14 protein-coding genes are annotated in these 15,603 nt (G+C 43.9%); 7 read left to right on the forward strand and 7 right to left on the reverse strand.

Going from position 1 to position 15,603, the window contains the following annotated elements; all coding sequences use genetic code 11:
* Positions 1–80 precede the first annotated feature (80 nt).
* From G3R48_RS11510 to G3R48_RS11520, 3 genes are read right to left on the reverse strand one after another with little or no spacing between them, the layout of a single operon-like run.
* Positions 81–1,214, reverse strand: a complete 1,134-nt coding sequence (locus G3R48_RS11510) for an ABC transporter permease (RefSeq protein ID WP_153665994.1) — start codon at positions 1,212–1,214, stop codon at positions 81–83.
* Positions 1,214–1,948: an ABC transporter ATP-binding protein gene (locus G3R48_RS11515; protein ID WP_153665992.1), complete on the reverse strand. Its 735-nt coding sequence runs from the start codon at positions 1,946–1,948 to the stop codon at positions 1,214–1,216. The genes G3R48_RS11510 and G3R48_RS11515 overlap by 1 nt, the downstream gene beginning before the upstream one ends.
* Positions 1,949–1,950: 2 nt before the next feature.
* Positions 1,951–3,543, reverse strand: a complete 1,593-nt coding sequence (locus G3R48_RS11520) for an alpha/beta hydrolase (protein ID WP_228497500.1) — start codon at positions 3,541–3,543, stop codon at positions 1,951–1,953.
* A gap of 702 nt (positions 3,544–4,245) precedes the next feature.
* Here G3R48_RS11520 and G3R48_RS11525 point away from each other — a divergent pair.
* The 3 genes from G3R48_RS11525 to G3R48_RS11535 all read left to right on the forward strand — a co-directional run bounded on the left by G3R48_RS11525 (position 4,246) and on the right by G3R48_RS11535 (position 6,831).
* The gene (locus tag G3R48_RS11525; RefSeq protein WP_153665990.1) at positions 4,246–6,045 is read left to right on the forward strand and encodes an AMP-dependent synthetase/ligase; all 1,800 of its coding nucleotides are present in this window, start codon (positions 4,246–4,248) and stop codon (positions 6,043–6,045) included.
* Positions 6,046–6,208: 163 nt separating this feature from the next.
* Positions 6,209–6,403 carry a hypothetical protein gene (locus G3R48_RS11530; protein ID WP_212593322.1) on the forward strand — a complete coding sequence of 65 codons (195 nt, stop codon included), beginning with the start codon at positions 6,209–6,211 and terminating at the stop codon, positions 6,401–6,403.
* 26 nt (positions 6,404–6,429) lie between these two features.
* Positions 6,430–6,831 (forward strand): acyl-CoA thioesterase, encoded by a 402-nt coding sequence (locus tag G3R48_RS11535; protein WP_212593323.1) that lies wholly within the window; start codon positions 6,430–6,432, stop codon positions 6,829–6,831.
* 71 nt (positions 6,832–6,902) lie between these two features.
* On the opposite strand, the gene G3R48_RS11540 is transcribed toward G3R48_RS11535, so the two are convergent.
* Positions 6,903–7,334 (reverse strand): acyl-CoA thioesterase, encoded by a 432-nt coding sequence (locus tag G3R48_RS11540; protein ID WP_153665988.1) that lies wholly within the window; start codon positions 7,332–7,334, stop codon positions 6,903–6,905.
* A 268-nt stretch (positions 7,335–7,602) separates the two neighbouring features.
* Positions 7,603–8,283 carry an acireductone synthase gene (mtnC, locus tag G3R48_RS11545; protein ID WP_153665986.1) on the reverse strand — a complete coding sequence of 227 codons (681 nt, stop codon included), beginning with the start codon at positions 8,281–8,283 and terminating at the stop codon, positions 7,603–7,605.
* A 412-nt stretch (positions 8,284–8,695) separates the two neighbouring features.
* Between mtnC and G3R48_RS11550 the strand changes: the two genes are divergently transcribed.
* Positions 8,696–9,139, forward strand: coding sequence for a dCMP deaminase family protein (locus G3R48_RS11550; RefSeq protein ID WP_153665983.1), 444 nt, complete (start codon positions 8,696–8,698; stop codon positions 9,137–9,139).
* 141 nt (positions 9,140–9,280) lie between these two features.
* Here G3R48_RS11550 and hutI read toward each other — a convergent pair whose 3' ends face one another.
* Positions 9,281–10,507, reverse strand: a complete 1,227-nt coding sequence (hutI, locus tag G3R48_RS11555) for an imidazolonepropionase (protein WP_153665981.1) — start codon at positions 10,505–10,507, stop codon at positions 9,281–9,283.
* Positions 10,508–10,721: 214 nt separating this feature from the next.
* Here hutI and hutC point away from each other — a divergent pair, with 214 nt between their 5' ends.
* The 3 genes from hutC to hutH all read left to right on the forward strand — a co-directional run bounded on the left by hutC (position 10,722) and on the right by hutH (position 14,729).
* Positions 10,722–11,426, forward strand: a complete 705-nt coding sequence (gene hutC, locus G3R48_RS11560; RefSeq protein WP_212593324.1) for a histidine utilization transcriptional repressor HutC — start codon at positions 10,722–10,724, stop codon at positions 11,424–11,426.
* 91 nt (positions 11,427–11,517) lie between these two features.
* Complete coding sequence (hutU, locus tag G3R48_RS11565; RefSeq protein WP_153665979.1) at positions 11,518–13,188, forward strand: urocanate hydratase; 1,671 nt, start codon at positions 11,518–11,520, stop codon at positions 13,186–13,188.
* Positions 13,188–14,729: a histidine ammonia-lyase gene (gene hutH / locus G3R48_RS11570; protein ID WP_380714309.1), complete on the forward strand. Its 1,542-nt coding sequence runs from the start codon at positions 13,188–13,190 to the stop codon at positions 14,727–14,729. Before hutU ends, hutH begins: the two co-directional genes overlap by 1 nt.
* Positions 14,730–14,907: 178 nt before the next feature.
* Here hutH and G3R48_RS11575 read toward each other — a convergent pair whose 3' ends face one another.
* Positions 14,908–15,444 (reverse strand): TonB-dependent receptor, encoded by a 537-nt coding sequence (locus G3R48_RS11575; protein ID WP_153665977.1) that lies wholly within the window; start codon positions 15,442–15,444, stop codon positions 14,908–14,910.
* Positions 15,445–15,603: the final 159 nt, after the last annotated feature.

Raw genomic sequence — 15,603 nt, forward strand, 5'->3', positions numbered from 1 at the left:
AACAACTAAACAGCTAAACAGCTAAACAGCTAAACAACTAAACAGCTAAACAGCTAAACCCGTCAGCTTATCAATATCGGTTATAAGCCAAAGACCACTTTCTCACTTTTAAGTGACCTTTCCATTCCCAACATTAACGCAATAGCAATAATAACCGTCGCCGCACTTGAAATGGCTAACTGCAGCATCGGAATCTCACGGCCTTTAATAAAGGCCATTAACACTTGTTGTTGTCCAGATACGGGTAACCATTCAAGTACATGCGGGGCAATGTTATAAGTTGCAGCCATGGACAAAGCCACTGGTACAAATAACACCATCGTCAGATAAGACTGAGCTTCTTTAAATGTCTTTGCCATAAATGACACATATAGCTGCAATGTTGAGGCTAATAATGCCACTGGTGCGCCGATAGCAAACATCAGCCCCATAAAATCAGGGCTTATATTGACGCTAAATCCAAGCTCCTGCCAAGGTACAAACATGTAGGCGACTTTGGACACCAGCATGATTAGCACTAACCCCAACATGGCAAAACAGGTAACAGCAATAACTTTGCCAAGCACCAATTGCCTGGTGGTCATCGGGTGGCTTAATAATAATGCCAGCGAGTTACGTTCACGTTCTCCGGCACTGGTATCAATAGCAAGGTTCATTGCTGAAATAAATACGGAGTAAATCATGGTGAAAATGGCAATGCCTAATATTAAGCCGCCTTTTGAATCGGCGGTAGATTGATCATGCACCGTTATTTTTAATGGCGCCATGACTTGCGGGTTAACCCCACGGGCAATTAAACGCAAACTGCCCATTTCACTGCTATAAGCCTGCAAATTACGCTCAAGGCGTGAAATCGATTTTTGCAGTTTTTCATTGGATTTGTCTGCGGTCACAATAACTTCTGCTGGCTTAGCCTTTGCCATGTCAGCAGCATAATCATCGCTAATGGTTAAGGTAATTGCTTTAACACTTTTACCTTCACCGTGGCTAATGCCATTGTTGTCGAGGTAGCGAATTAAGTCAGGGGCGTTGTCGGCTTTGTTAATGGTAATGTGCAAGTCTTCTGGGCTAGAAAGTTGGCCAATAAGCACCATAAACATACCGCACATTAATAACGGTGTGCCGATGGCGTAATACAAGCCGGCCATTACTGAGCGTTTGTCGCGGGCGGCGTCGATGAGTTCTTTGCGCACCATGGCTAAAATCATTTTCATTAGGCTGCGATCCCTTCGTCAGTTCCAATTAGGGCAATAAAGGCATCTTCAAGTGAGTCTTTACCTGTTTGTTCACATAACTGTTGTGGGCTGCCAATGGCAACCACTTTGCCTTGCGCCATCACGATGACGCGATCACATAGCGCGGCGACTTCTTGCATAACGTGGCTTGAAAACAATACGCAATGTCCTTGTTGTTTTAACGCGATTAATATGTCGCGTAATAAACGGGTACTCATTACATCAAGCCCGCGTGTCGGTTCGTCAAGAATGATATTACTTGGCTGGTGGACAATCGCTTGAGCTAATGCGGTTTTCATCCGTTGACCTTGAGAGAAACCTTTGCAACGACGGTCGGCAATATCGGTTAAATTAAGCTGTTCAATGACCTTGTCGGTTGCCGCTTTAGCAGGCTTTCGTGCCATACCACTGAGCTCGGCAAAATAACGAATATACTCACGTGGTGTGAGCCGTTCATATAAGCCAAATGGATCGGGAAATAATCCCAATTGTTTTTTGGCGCCAATGGGGTCAATCGCTACATCAATGTCATCGACACAAGATGTACCAGAATCGGGTTTTAGCAACCCAAATACGGTGCGCAAACACGTGGTCTTGCCAGCACCGTTTGGGCCTAATAATCCGGTTATTTGGCCATTTTCAGCGCTGAAACTTAAGTCATTAAGTGCCTGCACTTCACCGATTTTCTTTGATAAATTTGCAACCGTAATCATGATTAATCCTTATCTTGTGAGGTGCTTGGGTTTGTGACTGTGTGCGGCGCCACTTCAACGCTACTAGCATTAAGATAAAAGCTGCGTCTTACGTCTTTATTTAAACATTCACCATCAATATCCATTACGTTAACGCCATTAACCAATTGGGCAATTAAGTCATTACCACAGCTTTGATAAGCTACGCCATGTGTGGCGTAAGGGGCGATAAAGTGTTTGGCATTGGTGAGTTTCTCCATTGCCATTGCGCCCCAATTCGGTGGTGTTGCTGGGTCGATTTCACCCGAGAGTAATAAAGTTGGAATGTCACTGCTAATTGGCAAGCTAAAGTCAGTATCGACTTGTGGCATTTGCCATACCGCACAGGTTTTTTCTAAGCCATCGAGCATATTGCCGCTCATATATGAGATTTTGGCATCTTTACGCATTTGCTCAGTGACACGGCCAATGTCTTCGCTGCACACGACCGAGGCATGCATGCCAATCGCAATACCTGCGCTATCAGCCGTTAAGGTATAAATACCTAAAATCGCTTGGTAGTCGCCTTGCGCCGCTTGGTGAATGGCATGGGGCAATAATGCACGAATGTTGGGTGTGTAAAGCGCCATGCGGATAGCACCATTAAACTTACTGCGAGTAAGTAATAAGGTTTTTGGTGCATTGGTGAGTGGGTCGCGCACTTGTTGTTTTATTGGTGCTTTAGCTAGTTTGGCATCGACACTGTCAAAATCTTGTTTAAGGTTGGGGAAGGTTTGTTGGCAAGCGCTGGCGTTGGCGCAATCACTAAACAATAAGGTCATCGCGCGCTCAATAGCACCGCCAATGGCAATGACACTTTGTTGCATCGGGACAATGCCATCTAAGGTGACCGTTTTTAGCGATTGTGGGTATTTACGCATATATAGCTGCGCCATGCGGGTACCGTAAGAAATGCCGTATAAATGTAGCTGTTGATAACCGAGATATTGGCGTACGGCTTCAAAATCACCTAAAGCCGTTGTGCTGGTATATTGATGGATATCCGTTGGTTGTTTTTTTTGTATCTCGTCTAAACATTGTTGCGTGGTTTCACCAATGTTGACGGCTTCATCGTTAAAGTTGAGCAGCGACATGTTGTCATCTTCACAGGCTAACTTATGGGACAAACCTGTTCCGCGTTGATCAATGAGTAAAATATCACGCTGCTGCCTGACTTTATTGAGCATGCGGTTAAAACCGGCGGCATTTTCTATTGCTGATTGTCCTGGCCCGCCCGCAATGGCGAGCAATGCTTCGTTGGGGTAACGGTTTTTAATAGCTGGCAAAATAGCAAAATGAATATCAATCTGTTTGCTCTCTGGCTGTTGTGGGTTTTCAGCCACACTGACTTTGCCGCATTCCAGCTGTTCAGATATACCTTTCAAATAACAAGGCTGGGTTAACTGCTGTTTGGTTAACGGCGGCTGTTGTGCATTTTCACTGAGGGGCGTTTGAGCCCATGCGGAAGAAACTGGCGCTATCAATAACATCCATATGACAAATAAGCTCGTAAGAGTGCGAGTTGCCGTATGCTGGTGGCCATGTTTTTTGGCGGGAAAAAACATCCTGTGGAGCATAGTCCATTTCCTTATTTATAATTCAAGTTCAACATGTTAACGCAATAAAACATTCATTGTCAGTCGTGACCAATAATCTCGTATCGAAACATGTTCTCTACTCACTGTCTAGCGTAGCGGACAATAAGCTGTCATGAGTACGCATGTCTTCGTGCATAGAACGTGTGCATTGGGGCGTGTCAAATAGGTTGTTAGTGTTAGCTGAAAATAGATTTGGCTGTAGCGCATCAACGGTATTTACCGTTGAGCAATATCATTGCTTGGCTTCATTTTGATGCCAACGGTGAGAAGCATGATTTGTTAGAGGGTAAGCCCAATATCGTCATATGAGTGACAAGTAATTGTTTTTGTGGTTGTTAAGCTGGCTGGACTTGCACTGGTCGGAGTGGTGTTGGTCAGGTTTTACTGTTGGCTCGGTGAGTTGTAGCGAAAAGGTAAACCCAAATGGAGACATGATGACTGCCTCAAAAGTGGCTAATTATCACTCGATCTGGCGTGATTTTTGGTTGTGTAAAATTATTCAATGTTGTTAATAGGTAAAAATATCTATCAAAAAAACCGCTAACGTCACCTAATTAATAACAATTAACCGCTTAAGGTGATCTGGCTCACGCGATTTTGGCAAATTTACTTAGCGTTTATTTATCCATCATGTAAAATGCAAAAAAACGGTACACATGTAAGCTAAAAGGGTAAAAACCGATGTCTTTAGAAAACTACCATGTGGTTAGACTGCTACAAAAACAAAGCCAAAACCTAGGCGAGCAAATTGCCCTTGAAGGGTTTGACATGGCAGCACCATGGGCGCAGGTTAGCTGGCGTCGATTTAATGAGATCTCTCATAATATCGCTTTAGCGTTAATTGAGTCTGGTTTTGAAACACAAGACAAAGCAGTGATCTTATCACCTAACTGTCCACAGTGGACGTGTGCCGATATTGGTATTCTTAAGGCTCGCGGTGTTGTGGTACCGGTTTACCCAACTAGCACGCTTGAGCAAGCTGCATTTATTGTCAACGATGCCCAAGCCAAGGTCATTTTTGTTGCTGATGAAAAGCAATACCAAATGGCTTGTGAAGTACAGGCGCAGTGTCCAACCGTTAAACAGATTGTAGTATTTAACGCTGATGTGGCATTGATAAGTGCTGATCATACTCATTTGGACGACATGTTAAGCCGCACTTTTGCCGCGCCAGTTAGTTTGTCGCTAACAACGCGTTTAGGTGAAACGACCCTCGATGACTTGCTCACACTTATTTATACCTCCGGTACAACAGGCGATCCAAAAGGCGTGATGATTGATTATCGTAATATCGCCTCAATGATTGAGCAGCATGATGCTGAAATTGCCATTGATACTGGTGATGTTTCATTGGCATTTTTGCCATTAAGCCATGTGTTTGAGCGTGGCTGGAGCTTTTACGTATTATGTCGTGGTGGTCGTAATGTTTACCTAAATGATACCAATAAAATTAAAGAAGCCATTGCACAAGTCCGTCCGCATACCTTATGTGTTGTGCCGCGTTTCCTAGAAAAAGTCTATAGCGCTGTACATGACAAAGTGAATAATGCACCGACTGTACGTCAAAAACTATTTAACTGGGCAATTGGTGTTGGCGCGCGACAATTTAAAGTGAATCAAGGTCGTAAGAGAGCCAGTAAGTTATTGTCAATGCAATGGGCATTAGCCGATAAGCTAGTCTTTAGCAAACTGCAAAATATATTGGGTGGACGTTTGAAGTTTATGCCGGTTGGCGGCGCTGCGCTTGACGTTAACGTTGGCGGCTTTTTCCATAGCATTGGTGTGCCAGTCTTATGTGGTTACGGCATGACAGAAACATGTGCCACTATTACCTGTAACACCTTAGATAATCGCGTACCAGGTTCAAATGGTAAGCCACTGCACGCCATGGAAATTAAAGTCGGTAAAGATAATGAGATTTTAGTTCGCGGTGAAACCGTTATGCGTGGATATTACAACCGTCCACAAGATACCGTAGAAGCGTTTGAAGATGGTTGGTTAAAAACTGGCGACGCCGGCATGATTGATGCGGAAGGTAACCTTTATATTACTGACCGTATTAAAGAGTTAATGAAAACTTCAAACGGTAAATACATTGCACCGCAACGTGTTGAAGGTAAAGTAAGTTGTTGTCCGTTTATCGAACAAGTGGCTGTGGTAGCCGACGCGCGTAATTATGTTTCTGCACTGATTGTACCTGCCTTTGAGTCACTTGAGGCTTGGGCACATGAGAAAGGTATTAAGGTTGAAAATAGCATCGACTTACTGCGTCACAGCCAAGTGGTTGAGCATTTTGAGCAACGCTTAAAAGTAATACAGCATGAACTAGCAGGGTTTGAGAAAATTAAAAAGTTCACTTTATTACCTGAAGCATTCTCTACCGAGTCAGGACTAATTACTCCAACAATGAAATTGCGCCGTAAAAATATTTACGCCAGATATGTGGAAGAAATTAATGCCATGTACGGTAAGACCTATTAATCAAATAGCTTGCTAAATAAAAATAAAAAGACGTGCTTGCACGTCTTTTTTTGTTTTTTGTCTGCAGAACTGCTGAAGTTGTAAATTATTAACTGAGTGACTCAATCACATCAGCATTTGAATCGATTTAGCTAGTTGATAATTTTAGGACATGCATCTTCAAATGAACGCTAAATTACAATATGTCAGAAGATATGGTGTGAAGATGGGCAGTAACACTCATTATCGGTTGTGGCGGCGCAGTTTGAATGCTATTAGCGAGTCATTGTCACTGTTTAGTTATTATGACATGAATGAATCTATCTGCGACAAAGACTTCTTTGATGATCACGAAGCCTTAATTTATAATACTTTTTAGAACAATAACTTAAAAAGGGAACTAAGGTGTCAGACAGTCAATTTTCAATGGAGTTAATGCCGCGCTTTTGTGAAACCGATGCCTTAGGGCACATTAATAATACGGTGATACCGGTGTGGTTTGAAGCTGCACGAGAACCCATTTTTGAGATTGTGAATCCCGGTCAAGATGTCGCTAAATGGAATATGATCATTGCAGGTTTTACCATTACCTTTAATGCCCCGACTTACTACGGCAAAGCCGTCACGGTGAAGACGCATATTAGCCGTATTGGTAATAGCAGTTTTGACATCACTCAAAGTTGCTGGCAACAAGGTAATAAAACCGCTGAGGCGCAAACCACCATGGTGCATTACAACTATCAAACGCAAACGAGTGTGGCGTTGAGTGATACTGTGAAAGCCCAATTGGCACAGGTGTCCGGGTAAGTAGCAATAGTGTGATTGAAGGCATTGGCACTGCGTGATGCAAAAAGGCGCTAAAAGCGCCTTTTTTGTGGCTAACTAGTCTGTTGGTGCTGCGTTAATGCAGTTAATAACTCGGGTGTCATATTGGCTTTGGCGGCAGTCTTAAAGTTAAACATCACAATATTTGCCCAGCCAATGGTTGAGATGGCTTGCTGCGTTTGGCTATAAACGTGGTAATGCATTTTAAAGCGGTCTGGCTGAATATCGCTAATGCTTACGCCAACAATTAAGTTGTCAGGGTAAGTGACAGGGCGTTTATAACGGGCGTTGGTTTCGCTAACAACTGGGCCAATGCCGGTTTTATGTAACTCGGCTAAAAAATCAATTTGGGTGAAAAAATCAAGACGTGCCGTTTCGAAGTAGCGAAAGTAATTGGCATTATTAACGTGTTGTAAGGCGTCCATGTCTCCCCATGCGACAGGGACATGAGTGTGAATCGGGTATGTAGCAATAAATTTTTCCATGAGTAACAGTCCTTGTTTTTGAACAGTATTTAAACGGTCGTTTATGAGGTTAATCTACCAAGCTAGGTGTTGAACAACAAGGATAAATCTGCAATTACAGCATAATATGATTTAAATTCAAACGGTCGTTTTAATATAAGGCTAATGGCTGAAGTACTTTGGCTTGAGTTAATTTTAGCCATAAAAAAACAGCCATTATGGCCGTTTTTACTTGCTGTTAGTTGCAGTTTATTTCGTTAAAAACTAACGCGCTTTAGCGATAAACCCATTAGCCGACTTTGAGCTCATCAAAGCTAGTAATGGTTTGAAAATCAGGGTGATGTGGTTGCCCATCACGTACCATTAGGCATGTCATTAAGCCTGCAGACTCTGCTGCTTTTAGCTCTTCAACTACGTCAGAAACAAACAGGATTTGTCTTGGTGTTAAGCTGATGGTATTGCAGATATTGCTATAGGCTTGTTTGTCTAATTTGTTACCGGTGCGGGTGTCAAAATGGCCATTGAAATGGTGAGTTAAGTCGCCATTGTCACTATAAGAGAAGAGTAACTTCTGCGCGTCAGCCGAACCTGATGAAAAGCTATAAAGGCGTTTGATGTTACCTTCAATTGACGGTAAAAAATCAATGAAATCTGGATAGATGTGGCCAGTAAACTCGCCATTGTCATAACCTTGCTTCCAAATCATACCTTGTAAGGTTTTTAATGGGGTGATTTTGCGGTCTTCGTCAATCCACTGCTCAAGAATTTCAACAACACGCTCAAGGCTTGCTTCTGGCTCTAATGCAATATCTTTGATATCACTAATGCAGTAATCAACCAGTACATTATCTTGGTGCTGGTCAATAAAGGCGGCCATGGCGCTTTTAGAGTATGGAAACAGTACATCCTGAATAAAGTTTAAATCGGTGGTTGTACCTGCAGTATCAACAAGGATTGCGCGAATACTCATAATGCTTTGTGGCTCCAAATAACAATTTTTATAGCTCTGATCCTATGCTTTATTGGGCGCGAAGGCTAGATAAATCGCATGCAACGGCTTGAGAATTTTACAAATATTCAATGTTTGTGCAAAGTGGTGAAATAATCACCTTTAATGTCTTAATTAGGCAAGCCGCGTGCAGCTGTAATGGGTTGATTCAATGAGTATTGCTGGCTTTTGCTAACGTAAAGTGAACATGTAATGGGTACAGGGTAATGTTGTCGGTTCGTTATCGACTTTACCGCCACCATAACGCAATATATTGAGTGGCTTAATCAGGTATGATGTAATTTGTAAGCTGGTATTTTAGTTTACGGTATTTTGTTGATGATATTTTGGGGTTGTACGCTACCAACCACAAGTCACTTTAAAGAAGGTTATTATGATTTCAAAATGGGCAAAACGATTTTTTCAAATGGCTGAGTTGGTCGGTTCGTGGAGCAAAGACCCTTCAACCCAAGTTGGTGCCGTGATCACTAAGCATAACCGCATCGTGTCGGTTGGCTTTAATGGTTATCCACACGGTATTTCTGATAGTGCAGAAACCGATGACCGCGAGATGAAATTATTAAAGACTTTACACGCAGAAGAAAATGCCATTTTGTTTGCTAAACGTGACTTAGGTGAGTGTGATATTTGGGTGACGCATTTTCCTTGCCCAAATTGCGCAGCAAAAATTATTCAAACAGGGATTACTTCAGTTAATTGCCCCGAGCAAAGTGAAGATTTCTTATCTCGTTGGGGTGACAAAATTACCATCAGCCAAGATATGTTTTTACAAGCGGGTGTTAAGGTCAATTGGTTACCAATCACTGAGCTAGATTAATGCTTAGTGTTGGTAAATGGTGGTGGGTATTAAGCTAAAACAAAGCCAAGTCTTGTGACTTGGCTTTGTACTCTTTTAACGCGCTGAAAAAGTAGTGGCTTGTGTTACAAGATGTAATCTAGCTTAACTCGGTGTGACAATTTATTGTTGAATTAATTTGCCCGCTTTGACCACTTGCTGGCATGGATTGACACCATAGCTATAGGCTAACTCAGCAGGGGTGTTGATATCCCATAAACAAAAGTCTGCGGCCATCCCGACTTTTAATACCCCCACACTATCCTCAATCCCCAGGGCTTTCGCTGCGTTAACCGTTACTCCTTGCAGTGCTTCTTCAGGGGTGAGTTTAAATAAGGTGCAGGCCATATTTAACATTAATTGGGTGGAGCAAATTGGCGATGAACCGGGATTAAAATCACTGGCGACAACCATGGGCACATTATATTGACGTAATAATGCAATAGGAGGTAGTTGGGTTTCGCGTAAAAAATAAAATGCGCCAGGCAGTAACACCGCACATGTGCCATTGAGGCTCATTGCTTGAACGCCTGCTTCGTCTAAATATTCGATATGATCTACCGATTTTGCCCCTAAGTTGGCGGCCATGACAGTGCCGCCAATATTCGACAACTGTTCGCTATGAAGCTTAATCTTTAATCCCGCTTGTTTGGCTGCGACTAACACTCGCTCGGATTGCTCTAGGTTAAATGCGATGCCCTCGCAAAACACATCAACGGCATCGGCTAAGTTTTCAGCAACAACTTGTGGAAGCATGTCATTAATGACGTGATCAATATAAGCATCTGCTTGGTTTTGGTATTGCGCAGGGATGGCATGAGCACCTAGAAACGTGGTTTGTACATCAACATGATGATGCTTGCCTAATTCACGCGCCACTCGTAGCAGTTTTAGTTCACTCGCTGTTTCAAGGCCGTAGCCAGATTTGATTTCAACCGTGGTGACACCTTCTTTTGCTAAGGCGTTTAAACGTTTTCTAGCGGAATCAAATAGGCTTGCTTCATCTGCTTCTCGGCAAGCGTTAACCGTTGAGATTATACCGCCGCCAGCCCGTGCAATGTCTTCATAACTTGCACCTTGTAAACGCATTTCAAACTCGTTGGCACGGTTACCTGCAAACACTAAGTGAGTGTGAGCATCAATTAACCCTGGCGTCACCCATTTGCCTTTACCTCGATATACCGGCGTCGATAAGGCATCAAATTGTGGGAGATCATTTTGTGCACCTAACCAGACAATTTTATTGTCTTTAACGGCGATGGCTCCTTGATGTATTGCACCATAAGCTGATGATATTTCACTGTCCATGGTGGCAATGTTGATATCAATCCAAACATGATCCCAGCGCATTATTTTCCCTAATAATTATTAAATAATGGCGTCACTTTACCGTTGATGATAGCGATATTCAATCATCCTTTTATCGTGTGTTATTTCTCCATAAAATATGTGTACACACTTGTATATACAAGTTAAGCTGTTGTCACTTTTTAACCGTTATCTTATTAAGTGCTTAGCTATTGTAAATGACAAGGCCGTGCATTTATAAGGTTGTGGAGGTTAGGTGACATTAGCCAAATACGCTGAAATAAAAGACTTTATTGTGAGTCAAATTCAGCTTGGAGCATGGAAAGAACACGCTCAAGTGCCTTCAGAAAACCAACTCAGCGATATGTTTACTTGCAGTCGAATGACATCTAGAAGAGCATTAACTGAATTAGTTGACGCAGGCGTATTGACCCGCGCGCAAGGCATGGGCACGTTTGTTGCCGAGTTTAAGTCGCAATCATCGTTACTGACTATTCGTAACATAGCGGACGAAATTAAACAGCGCGGTCACGGTTATCATGCACAGTGTATTGAGCTGGCTGAAATAAATGCCCAAGCGTCAATTGCCATTGCATTAGGTGTGCCGGTGGGTCGCGGTGTTTATCACTCCTTATTAGTGCATTTTGAGCAAAATGTACCGCTGCAACTCGAAGAGCGTTTTGTTAACCCCGTTTTTATTCCTGACTATCTACAACAAGATTTTACCCAACAAACGCCCCATGAATACTTGTCAAAAGTTGCGCCATTAACTGAAGCGCGTCATACCGTTGAAGCCATTATTCCTAGTGCGTGCGAGCAACAATATTTAGCGATTGCCGCAACTGAGCCTTGCTTATTGGTGTCGCGTCGCACGTGGTCAAGCCAAGGTGCGGTTAGTTTTGCGCGGCTGGTTCACCCCGGCAGTAAATTTAGATTAGGCGGCCACTTAACGTTTACTTAAATGCTTAACAGCAGCCAATTGCGCCGTCATAACGCTAACTCATTCAACTCGTTAAACCATACATAACAACAACCGAAAAGGTGACATCAATATGAGTACACGACACGACCCAAACCGTAAGATTATTGCCCCGCATGGGACAACATTGAGCTGCAAAAGCTGGTTTACAGAAGCACCAATGCGGATGTTAATGAATAACTTACACCCAGATGTCGCTGAGCGACCTGAAGATTTAGTGGTTTACGGTGGTATTGGTCGTGCTGCCCGTGATTGGCAAAGTTACGATAAGATTATTGCCGTTTTACAGCGCCTTGACGATGACGAAACCTTGTTAGTGCAGTCGGGTAAACCGGTTGGGGTTTTTCGTACTCACAGTGATGCACCAAGAGTGCTCATTGCTAACTCAAACCTTGTGCCTCACTGGGCTAATTGGCAGCATTTTAATGAGTTAGATAAACAAGGCTTGGCAATGTATGGCCAAATGACGGCAGGTTCATGGATTTATATTGGTACTCAAGGCATTGTGCAAGGTACATATGAAACCTTTGTAGCGGTTGCTAAGCAACACTTTGACGGTTCAGTACAAGGTAAATGGATTTTAACCGGTGGTTTAGGGGGCATGGGTGGTGCTCAGTCATTAGCTGGCACTATGGCTGGGTTTTCTGTATTGGTATGTGAAGTGGATGAAACCCGTATCGATTTTCGTCTTCGCACGCGTTATGTCGATAAAAAAGCCACATCACTTGATGAAGCGTTGGCGATGATAGATGAGGCAAACGCAACTGGCCAGCCTGTCTCTGTCGGTTTATTAGCAAATGCCGCGGATGTGTTTGCTGAGTTAGTTGCACGTGCAATTACGCCTGATGTCGTGACTGACCAAACCTCGGCCCATGATCCTCTAAATGGTTACTTACCTCAAGGGTGGAGTTTAGCGCAAGTGGCCAAGATGCGACAAACCGATGAAGCGGGTGTTGTGGATGCTGCTAAAGCATCAATGGCTGTGCAGGTTAATGCCATGCTGGCGCTGCAAGCACGCGGTGCGGCCACGTTGGATTACGGAAATAATATTCGACAAATGGCCTTTGAGGTTGGAGTAGAAAACGCGTTTGATTTCCCAGGTTTTGTACCGGCGTATATTCGGCCATTGTTTTGTGAAGGGATTGGGCCATTCCGTTGGGTTGCGTTATCGGGCGACCCTGAAGATATTTATAAAACCGATGCCAAAGTCAAAGAACTGATCCCAGATGATAAACACCTACACAATTGGCTAGATATGGCGCGTGAGCGCATTGCCTTTCAAGGCTTGCCTGCACGTATTTGTTGGGTTGGATTAAAAGACCGCGCGCGTTTAGCAACGGCGTTTAATGAAATGGTTAAAAATGGTGAGCTTTCTGCGCCGGTTGTGATTGGCCGTGACCACCTAGACTCTGGTTCAGTTGCGAGCCCTAACCGCGAAACAGAAGCGATGATGGATGGTTCAGATGCCGTGTCTGACTGGCCACTATTAAATGCATTACTTAATACTGCAAGTGGTGCCACGTGGGTGTCATTACACCATGGCGGCGGTGTGGGAATGGGCTTTAGTCAGCATTCTGGTGTGGTGATTGTATGTGACGGTAGCGACGCCGCGGCTAAACGAGTACAACGGGTATTGTGGAATGACCCTGCCACAGGGGTGATGCGACATGCTGATGCCGGCTACGAGATAGCAAAAACCTGTGCCAAAGAGCAAAAACTCGATTTACCCATGGTAGGAGCATAATGATGACAGCATTAACCCTAACACTTAAGCCAGGTGAGTTAACGCTGGCACAGCTTCGTCAAATTAGTCGTCAAGGCGTGCAATTGAGCTTAGCTGAAACGGCCAAAGCTGAAATTAACCACAGCGCGGGCATTGTGCAGCAGGTATTGAATGAAGGTCGTACTGTATACGGCATCAATACCGGTTTTGGGCTGTTGGCCAACACTAAAATTGCGCCAGACGATTTACAACTATTACAGCGTTCAATTGTGTTATCACACGCCGCAGGTATTGGGCAGAATATGCACGATGCCACGGTAAGGTTGATGATGGTGCTTAAAATTAACTCATTAAGCCGAGGGTTTTCGGGTATTCGCCTTGAGGTGATTGAGTTTTTGATCGCACTGGTGAATGCGGAAGTTTATCCTTGCGTGCCTGAAAAAGGATCGGTAGGAGCATCGGGCGATTTGGCGCCGTTATCGCACATGTGTTTGCCGCTGTTAGGTGAAGGTGAGGTCAGCTACCAAGGGGAAATCATCAGTGCTGAGCAAGGGTTAGCAATTGCAGGGCTCAAACCCTTAGAGCTAGCGGCAAAAGAGGGCTTAGCGTTATTAAATGGCACGCAAGCGTCTACGGCATTGGCACTTGAGGGGTTATTTCATAGTGAAGATTTATTTGCTGCCAGCTCCGTTGTTGGCGCGATGAGTGTTGAGGCCGCGATGGGAAGCCGCAGTCCGTTTGATGCCCGTATTCATGCCGCTCGTGGGCAGCAAGGACAAATTGATTCAGCGATGATTTTTCGTCATCTATTGGCGACTGACTCACAAATTAGCTTGAGTCATGTGGATTGCGAAAAGGTGCAAGACCCGTATTCACTTCGGTGCCAACCACAAGTGTTGGGTGCATGTTTAACTCAAATACGTCAAGCAGCAGAAGTGTTAGCGGTTGAAGCTAACGGTGTGACCGATAACCCGTTGGTGTTTCAAGATACAGGTGACATCATTTCTGGAGGCAACTTCCATGCTGAACCTGTGGCGATGGCAGCGGATAACCTTGCGATTGCCATTGCGGAGTTAGGTTCCATTGCAGAGCGCAGAATGGCGTTGTTAATCGATTCAAGCTTGTCAAAGCTACCGCCATTTTTGGTCGATAATGGTGGGGTTAATTCTGGCTTTATGATCGCGCAAGTGACGGCTGCAGCGTTAGCGTCTGAAAATAAAACCTATGCCCACCCTGGGTCGGTGGACAGTTTACCTACTTCGGCTAACCAAGAAGATCATGTGTCGATGGCAACCTTTGCCGCGCGCAGGCTGCGCTACATGAGCGAGAATACTCGTGGGGTGTTAGCCATAGAAATGCTAGCTGCGGCGCAAGGGCTAGATTTTAGAATGCCGTTAACCCCAAGCCAGGCGGTATCAAAGGCGAAAGCAGAACTGAGAAGCAAGGTGAGTTTTTATGATAAAGACCGCTATTTTGCTCCTGATATTGAGCAAGCGAATAAGCTATTGAGTACCGCTAGTTTAAATGACTATTTACCAGCGGGTGTACTACCAAGCTTATAGGTGTTTTTAGCCAATCACCACTGACGTCAGTGGGTTGTGACTTTATGGTTAAACTTAACCGCTGTGTGCTAACGGCATTTAATGTGCGGTTAGCGTCAACTAAGTCGTTGCCGTTATCTGCACTGAAAATGTGTTGATTTATGGTGATTAGGTTTTCATTTAAGCTGTTATGAGGCGATTATAACGTGAACCCAACACTAATAATTGCCGCTTGAGTGTAACTGTCATAACCCACCCCTAGCATGTACTTTTGGGCAATACGGTAACGCATGCCTACTTCCGCTCCCCAGTGGCGCTCATTATTTTGCTTCCATTCTGGCTCCGCGCCTTCTATTAACGGCACAATATTATTAGTGGTGTTGGTTTCATAGGTATAGTGAGTCGCGCCGCCATAGAGGCTGATGTTCTCGGTTAAGCTATAGCTCAAGCCAAATCGCCACATATATTCTTTAAGGTAGCCTTCGTTAGGTTCGGGTAAATGTAGGTTAGTTTTATTGCCTTTTACATAACCAATGTAATATCCCCAGGCGGCATAATTAGGGTCATAATGACGTGGGGCAAGCGTGATGCCATACATGTCACTTTCAGTGTTAACATAGTCAAATAATAATGCCACTGCAGGGGCAAACTGTTGTGGTTGTTCGTTAGCTGCGGCGTTATCCGTGAGTGTTAGGCCGCAGCACATGCTGACAATTAGCAACGGGTAATACTTCATTATTGACTCCTGTTATCTGTTATCCATATTGTTGTTATTTTAATGTGTTAGGTCAATTTTGATGATTTAAGATCATGCTAAAACAAGGGTTTGCTGAAACACTTGTTGGTGGCGAGAGGCGGTTTGTTAGTGCGGCATTGTGATTGTGTTAACACATGG

Source organism: Shewanella intestini, from assembly GCF_018221465.1.
Classification (GTDB): Bacteria; Pseudomonadota; Gammaproteobacteria; order Enterobacterales; family Shewanellaceae; genus Shewanella; species Shewanella intestini.

Excerpts from the sequence above, each read along its gene's own strand:
- G3R48_RS11525 (WP_153665990.1), top strand. The coding sequence starts at position 4,246 with ATGTCTTTAGAAAACTACCATGTGGTTAGACTGCTACAAAAACAAAGC.
- hutI (WP_153665981.1), bottom strand. The coding sequence starts at position 10,507 with ATGCGCTGGGATCATGTTTGGATTGATATCAACATTGCCACCATGGAC.
- G3R48_RS11575 (WP_153665977.1), bottom strand. The coding sequence starts at position 15,444 with ATGAAGTATTACCCGTTGCTAATTGTCAGCATGTGCTGCGGCCTAACA.
- G3R48_RS11540 (WP_153665988.1), bottom strand. The coding sequence starts at position 7,334 with ATGGAAAAATTTATTGCTACATACCCGATTCACACTCATGTCCCTGTC.
- G3R48_RS11515 (WP_153665992.1), bottom strand. The coding sequence starts at position 1,948 with ATGATTACGGTTGCAAATTTATCAAAGAAAATCGGTGAAGTGCAGGCA.
- hutH (WP_380714309.1), top strand. The coding sequence starts at position 13,188 with ATGATGACAGCATTAACCCTAACACTTAAGCCAGGTGAGTTAACGCTG.
- G3R48_RS11550 (WP_153665983.1), top strand. The coding sequence starts at position 8,696 with ATGATTTCAAAATGGGCAAAACGATTTTTTCAAATGGCTGAGTTGGTC.
- G3R48_RS11510 (WP_153665994.1), bottom strand. The coding sequence starts at position 1,214 with ATGAAAATGATTTTAGCCATGGTGCGCAAAGAACTCATCGACGCCGCC.
- hutU (WP_153665979.1), top strand. The coding sequence starts at position 11,518 with ATGAGTACACGACACGACCCAAACCGTAAGATTATTGCCCCGCATGGG.
- G3R48_RS11530 (WP_212593322.1), top strand. The coding sequence starts at position 6,209 with ATGAACGCTAAATTACAATATGTCAGAAGATATGGTGTGAAGATGGGC.
- G3R48_RS11520 (WP_228497500.1), bottom strand. The coding sequence starts at position 3,543 with ATGCTCCACAGGATGTTTTTTCCCGCCAAAAAACATGGCCACCAGCAT.
- mtnC (WP_153665986.1), bottom strand. The coding sequence starts at position 8,283 with ATGAGTATTCGCGCAATCCTTGTTGATACTGCAGGTACAACCACCGAT.